Origin of the sequence: Flavobacterium ginsenosidimutans, assembly GCF_003254625.1 — a bacterium.
Lineage (GTDB): Bacteria > Bacteroidota > Bacteroidia > Flavobacteriales > Flavobacteriaceae > Flavobacterium > Flavobacterium ginsenosidimutans.
The window spans coordinates 1-419 of the sequence record NZ_QJRJ01000027.1; the positions used below are offsets into that span (position 1 = coordinate 1).

The window sequence follows — 419 nt, forward strand, 5'->3', positions numbered from 1 at the left end:
ACACGCATTACATTGGTGAAGTTCAGAGTCGCAGTGGTCGGCTTGCAGATGAATCCCTGTCCCGCCGCAATGTATCCCTGGAACTGCTGCCCGTCAAGCTCTGCGCCTCCGGCACCTCCCAAAAGGTTGAAGACTGCAAAATCTGCACTGGCGTAAGTGTACACATTGCTTCCTGCCTGTTTTGTCGGAGTCGAGTTATGCGTCCATAAATATAGCGCGCCTAAATCGGTATTGGCATTTATTAAAGCCACTGCATCCACAGCAGAAGGATATGGATTGCCCACAAGATTCCATTTCCCTTGAGAAACCGGCGCAGGTATATCTCCATTGTTTGGAATACCTGTAAACTGCCCTGTGAAAACTGAAGGACTGTTGATGTCAAAAGTCTGAGGGGCTCTTATGCTGAATCCTCTTCCTAT

At 48.7% G+C, this 419-nt stretch carries 1 pseudogene; it reads right to left on the reverse strand.

Features of this window, described 5'->3' with window-relative positions:
- A pseudogene (locus DM444_RS00130) lies at positions 1-419 on the reverse strand (T9SS sorting signal type C domain-containing protein); the annotation flags it as partial.